At 60.0% G+C, this 4,873-nt stretch carries 4 protein-coding genes and 1 pseudogene; 2 read left to right on the top strand and 3 right to left on the bottom strand.

Annotated elements, in window-relative coordinates:
* Nucleotides 1-754 precede the first annotated feature (754 nt).
* Nucleotides 755-1,947 (bottom strand): annotated as a pseudogene (gene nhaA / locus QJT78_RS48530) (Na+/H+ antiporter NhaA).
* 204 nt (nt 1,948-2,151) lie between these two features.
* On the bottom strand, nt 2,152-2,925 hold the full coding sequence (locus QJT78_RS48525; RefSeq protein ID WP_038954032.1) for an MBL fold metallo-hydrolase: 774 nt from the start codon (nt 2,923-2,925) through the stop codon (nt 2,152-2,154).
* A 73-nt stretch (nt 2,926-2,998) separates the two neighbouring features.
* On the opposite strand from QJT78_RS48525, the gene QJT78_RS48520 reads away from it, so the two are divergent.
* Nucleotides 2,999-3,883, top strand: coding sequence for a LysR family transcriptional regulator (locus tag QJT78_RS48520; protein ID WP_038945675.1), 885 nt, complete (start codon nt 2,999-3,001; stop codon nt 3,881-3,883).
* A 13-nt stretch (nt 3,884-3,896) separates the two neighbouring features.
* Here QJT78_RS48520 and QJT78_RS48515 read toward each other — a convergent pair whose 3' ends face one another.
* Nucleotides 3,897-4,025 carry a hypothetical protein gene (locus tag QJT78_RS48515; RefSeq protein ID WP_264653550.1) on the bottom strand — a complete coding sequence of 43 codons (129 nt, stop codon included), beginning with the start codon at nt 4,023-4,025 and terminating at the stop codon, nt 3,897-3,899.
* Between the two features lie 208 nt (nt 4,026-4,233).
* Here QJT78_RS48515 and QJT78_RS48510 point away from each other — a divergent pair, with 208 nt between their 5' ends.
* Nucleotides 4,234-4,806, top strand: a complete 573-nt coding sequence (locus tag QJT78_RS48510) for a hypothetical protein (RefSeq protein WP_281460763.1) — start codon at nt 4,234-4,236, stop codon at nt 4,804-4,806.
* Nucleotides 4,807-4,873 lie beyond the last annotated feature (67 nt).

Here is a 4,873-nt window from a genome sequence, read left to right as displayed (position 1 = left end):
ATGGCCCGGGTTATTACCGACCCCGCGTTTATTACAGGCCATACGCTTGGGGCGGATACTATGGTCCTCGGTACTATGGCGGATGGGGACGTCCAATTTACGCCGGCTGGTGAACAGCAAGAGCAAGTAAAGCGCCCACTCTGCGCTAAATGGCGATCAACGGAAAAGCCGCAGTGCGGTCCAGCCCCACTGCGGCTCCCTCCAGTCCAACAGCTTTGGTGCTCAAATCTCGTTCAAGTGTTCGTCCAGTAGAACACGGCGTTCCGAAAATGGCAGTCAGTAAATTACTGCGTGCCTGTGGCAAATAGCCCGCCACTCGCTGAGGCGGGCGACTTGATCGGTCACCGCTACTCCCCGCTTGCAGCACCACCACCGGCCGTCTCGCAGCCACCGCCGCGCGCTCGTCATCCGCTAGTACCTCGGTGTGCCGGTAAGCCTCGTCGAGCGCTCATTTGATAGCCGCCGTGGAAGAGTCGGAGGCAATCGCTGCTCGCATCTTTGAGCGCGTTGGGATTTCAACATTCCCACGAGCGGCGACGACGGAGCAACGTGACGAGCCGACCGTTACGTTCATTGCGATCCACTGCCAGCGAGGCGGGGAAAACTTACCGGTCAGGCGAAGGCATTCACGAACCTAATTGAATCGCCTGCACGCACGCGGTGTTGGCGCTCGCTTCGCCAGAGACTCGAGCTCTAGGACTGCTCGCCGATCAAACGTAACGTTGCAGCGCTCTACGTGCTTGCTGCACCGCGTCTACGTTTTGCCATCAACACATCGCGGAGACGTAACCGAGATCAGCGAGCCGAACAGCACGCCGAGCTTCGCCGCATCGAGCAGCTTGTCGTCGTTAAAGGCGAGCATGGCGATGAAGATCGACATGGTGAAGCCGATGCCGGCGAGAAGCCCGACGAGACAAACGCCGCTCCATGACACGTCCGGCGCCAGGCCGCACCAGCCCGTGCGCACCGCAAGCCACGTCGTCCCGATCACACCGACCGGCTTCCCCGCACACAGCGCGAGTGCGACGCCGAGCGTCAAGAACTGAGCGTCGCCTGATAGCTCCATGCCTTTGAAGCTGACACCCGCATTCGCTAACGCGAAGACCGGCATGATGGCGTAGGCGACCCAGGGATGCAGCGCCATCTCCACACGAATGACGGGCGGCACGATTCAGGGATGCCGCGACCGCGCCGGCGTGATCAGCCCAAGCACGACGACTGCGAGCGTCGGATGGACGCCTGCCATGAGAAAGCCCGCCCAGACGATGAACGCCGGCACGACATAGGCATAGGCGGAGCCGATCCCGAGGCGCTGAAAGCCGAGCGCCATGACAACGCCGAGCGCCGCGATGGCAAAGCCGCTGGGATCGAGTCCGCTGGCGTAGAATAGCGCGATCATGAGAACCGCGATGATGTCGAGCGCCAGCAGAAAGACCCGAATGTTGCCTGGAATCGATTTGCCGAGCAGCGCGAGGACGCTGACGGCGAAAGCGATATCGGTGGCGGTCGGAATCGCCCGGCCATGGCCGCGCCCCGGAACGGCGTTGAAGCTCAGATAGTCAGCGCAGGAACGACGACCCCGCCGAATGCCGCCAGCACCGGCAAGATGGCTTGGTCGAACCTGCTCAGCGCGCCCTCGTGGATCTCGCGGCGAATCTCCATGCCGACGACGAGGAAGAACACCGTCATCAGAGCGTCGTTGATCCAGAAATGCAGCGGCCTTTCGAAAGCAAATGCGCCGACGCGAAGTGGAATCGGCAGGTTCCAGACGTCATGATACGAATGGGCCAATGGCGAGTTAGCCCACAGCAATGCGGCCGCCGCCGCTGCGACCAGCACAATCCCGCTGATCGCCTCGACATACAGGAAGTGCTGGAGTGTCGCGAGCGCTCGCCCGGCGAGAGATTGGGACTCTGAAGGGTTTCTGCCGGGCAGCTGATCGTTCATGGGCACACGCATCCTGCGTGGCGGCCCGACCATCGCTTAACCTGTCACTGCTTCATGCAGCGAGCACCCGTGGTTGCTCTACACAACAGAGCCGAGAACGCAACTGTGATGTCTCCGATGGGTCAAAACCCAACAGCGACAGGGGGAGCCTCGAAGGTCCGCTGAGGGCCAACGGCCGACACGTGCCATCGCGCCGACCATCCGCTACCAAGAGATAGTCAGCGCTTCGCCCTTCTCAAACCTTGTCAGACGTTTTGACAAGTTAAACGAGGCAAAGACTTCGGCAAGTTGATCTTGGCTCTCTCTCAGATGCCCCCATCCCTCATTATGCACGGCGATTAAAGCTGCATCCGGGAAGGCGCGTGCAGCCTCCAGCGCGTCCTCGCTACCCATCGTCATGTGAAACCGCCCCCGGGGCTCGGCCGCGCCTGTGTGCAGGATGACAATCCTGGGCGAAAACTTCCGCGCCACCTCAGCCGTGCCGTCGAACCAAAGCGTATCGCCCGTGATATAGATCAGGTCGCCGGGCTGCTCTGCTCCAAGCGCAAAGCCGACCACGTCACCAGCCTCGACGCCAACAGGGCCATGGCGTGCCGGCGTGGCAGTCACGATCAACCGCTGACTATCCTTTCCTTCGAGAAAACGAGCTTCGAATGGGTCAATGCCGACGGCGTTTCCACCTAAACGTTGAGCTCCCGACATGGTCGTATAGACCGCGCCGACCTTGGGTAACAAAGCCCGGCCCAAATTATCGAGATTGTCAAAATGGTGGTCGTGGCTCAACAGGACCGCATCCAGCCTTCCGACGTTCTCCCCCGAGATGCTCGGCCCTTCGGTCTTGACGTGTTTCACGAGGCTGTGCGGCCCCTGATATTGCCCAGGTGGATCAAAGGTAGGATCAGTCAGTAGGCGAAAGCCATTGTACTCAATGAGCACTGTTGGACCACCGATCAAGGTGAGGGTGATTGAACCGGACATAGAGCTCTCTTCACTGTTGTCGGACCTTAGATAATCCACTGGCCATCGGATAAAAATCCACTATCTTCTCCCAATGGCTGTTAAAAATCGCACAGCGCTTGATTGGGAGAATGTTCGGGTCTTTCTCGCGCTCGCTCGCCACGGGAGTTTGTCGGCTGCCGCGCGTGCCCTCTCCGTAAATCACGCGACGGTCGCCCGCCGCGTGAAGTCGTTAGAGCAATCTCTTGGCGAGCGGCTGGTCGAGCGGCGTCTCGACGGTTATTTACTGACACCTGCGGGCACCCGTCTTCTCGGTCCAGCCACTGAAATGGAAACAGCGGCGGCAAACCTCAGTCGTGGCGGAGGTGAGGACAAGCCTATTGGGCTTGTTCGAGTAAACGCGCCGCCAAGTCTCTCGCAACACTTTCTCGTTTCTCGGCTCGCCAAACTGTGCAGGCAACATCCAGGGCTCGATGTCGACTTGGCGACCGACTTTCGGTCGGTGAGTTTAGAACGACATGAAGCGGATATTGCCCTCCGTTTTGGACGCCCGCAGGATGGTGACGTTATTGCCAAGCGGTTGCTGCCAATCGGGTTCGGCTTTTACGCTGATGCCGAATGGCGGCGCCGGGTTCAAGCCGGAGCCGAGCCGGTCTTTGTCGGATTCGATGAAGTGAACGCGCATTTGCCGGAAGCGCGCTGGCTGTCTAAGCACTTTCCACGCTGTCGAATATCTTTTCGGACCGACAGTCAGTCCGCCCAGGCGGTCGCCGCTCGTGCGGGCGCAGGCATTGCATTTCTCCCGCATTTCGTTGGCAAATCGAAAGACGGCCTCTTCACATGCAATCTTGAGCGTGAACCGCTGATCCGCGAGCTGTGGCTGATCATGAGGCGTCAAAGTCGAGAAAGCCTGCCTATCAAGACCGTCGCGGACTATATTTCTTTTACTTTCGACGATGAGTCCAAATTGTTTCAGTAAGATCGATCCACGGTCAAATTGCTTGAGCCGTCGGGCGAACCACAATCTCATTTATATCGACATTGGTGGGTTGCTCCATTGCAAACGCGATTGCACGAGCTACCGCTTCGGCCGGAATCGCATTTTTATAGATCTCAAGCATGCGCGCACTGTCGGAGCCTGTGGTCTTATGTTGGATGCCGGTGTCTACGGCACCTGGCGTGATTAAAGTCGACCGTATTGGCGTGGTTGCAAGTTCGGCTCGAAGACCCTCGGATAGCGCCCGGAGCCGCATTGCCTCATCATGAATGTTACTGAACAATTCCTGCCAATGACTGGGGCAACGTCACCGAATCGGGTCGGTGTCGTCGATGGCGGGAAAGATCAGCATGAGCGCGCGGCGCGAGGTCCTGTCGGCGGTGATGGAGCATTACCGGTCGGCCAAACGGACCGAGAAGGGGCGGATGCTCGATGCGCTATGCGCGACGACAGGCTGGCATCGCAAGCATGCGGTGCGCGCACTTCGGCAGCGCGCGACGGTTGGGTCGGGCGAGGTCGAGGCATCCGAAGAGCGCAAGCGTAGATATGGCGCGACGATCAAGGACGCGATGACGGCGCTGTGGGAGGCGTCGGATCGGGTGTGCGGCAAGCGGCTCAAGGTGATGATCCCGACCTTGCTGCCGGCGCTCGAGCAACATGGCCGATTGCAGCTTGGCCAGGCGGGCCATGATCGTGTTCTAGCCATCAGTGCCGCTACCATCGATCGCCTGCTCGTCGATGTGAAGATCGCGGCGAGCGGCGGCCGGCGGCGCCGTGCCGGATTCTATTCCGCAATCCGGCGCGAAGTCCCGATCCGCACCTTCAATGACTGGAACAGCCCGGCGCCGGGCTTCTGCGAGGTAGAGCTGGCCCCGGTTGTTTGGACAGCGCCCCGCTGGATTTAAGTGGATTCCTGCCGGGTTATGCTGAACGCGGGGCTTTACGGTTTTGTCGTTGCGTCGGGAGGGCGTA

The sequence above is a fragment of the Bradyrhizobium sp. Mp27 genome (assembly GCF_029953005.1).
GTDB lineage: Bacteria > Pseudomonadota > Alphaproteobacteria > Rhizobiales > Xanthobacteraceae > Bradyrhizobium > Bradyrhizobium barranii.
Note: the sequence above shows the minus strand (reverse complement) of the source record. Positions and strands in the feature narration are given on the sequence as shown.

Bases quoted from the DNA above. Each gene is read 5' to 3' on its own strand.
- QJT78_RS48525 (WP_038954032.1), bottom strand. From the start codon at position 2,925: ATGTCCGGTTCAATCACCCTCACCTTGATCGGTGGTCCAACAGTGCTC.
- QJT78_RS48520 (WP_038945675.1), top strand. From the start codon at position 2,999: ATGGCTGTTAAAAATCGCACAGCGCTTGATTGGGAGAATGTTCGGGTC.
- QJT78_RS48515 (WP_264653550.1), bottom strand. From the start codon at position 4,025: ATGCTTGAGATCTATAAAAATGCGATTCCGGCCGAAGCGGTAGCTCGT.
- QJT78_RS48510 (WP_281460763.1), top strand. From the start codon at position 4,234: ATGGCGGGAAAGATCAGCATGAGCGCGCGGCGCGAGGTCCTGTCGGCG.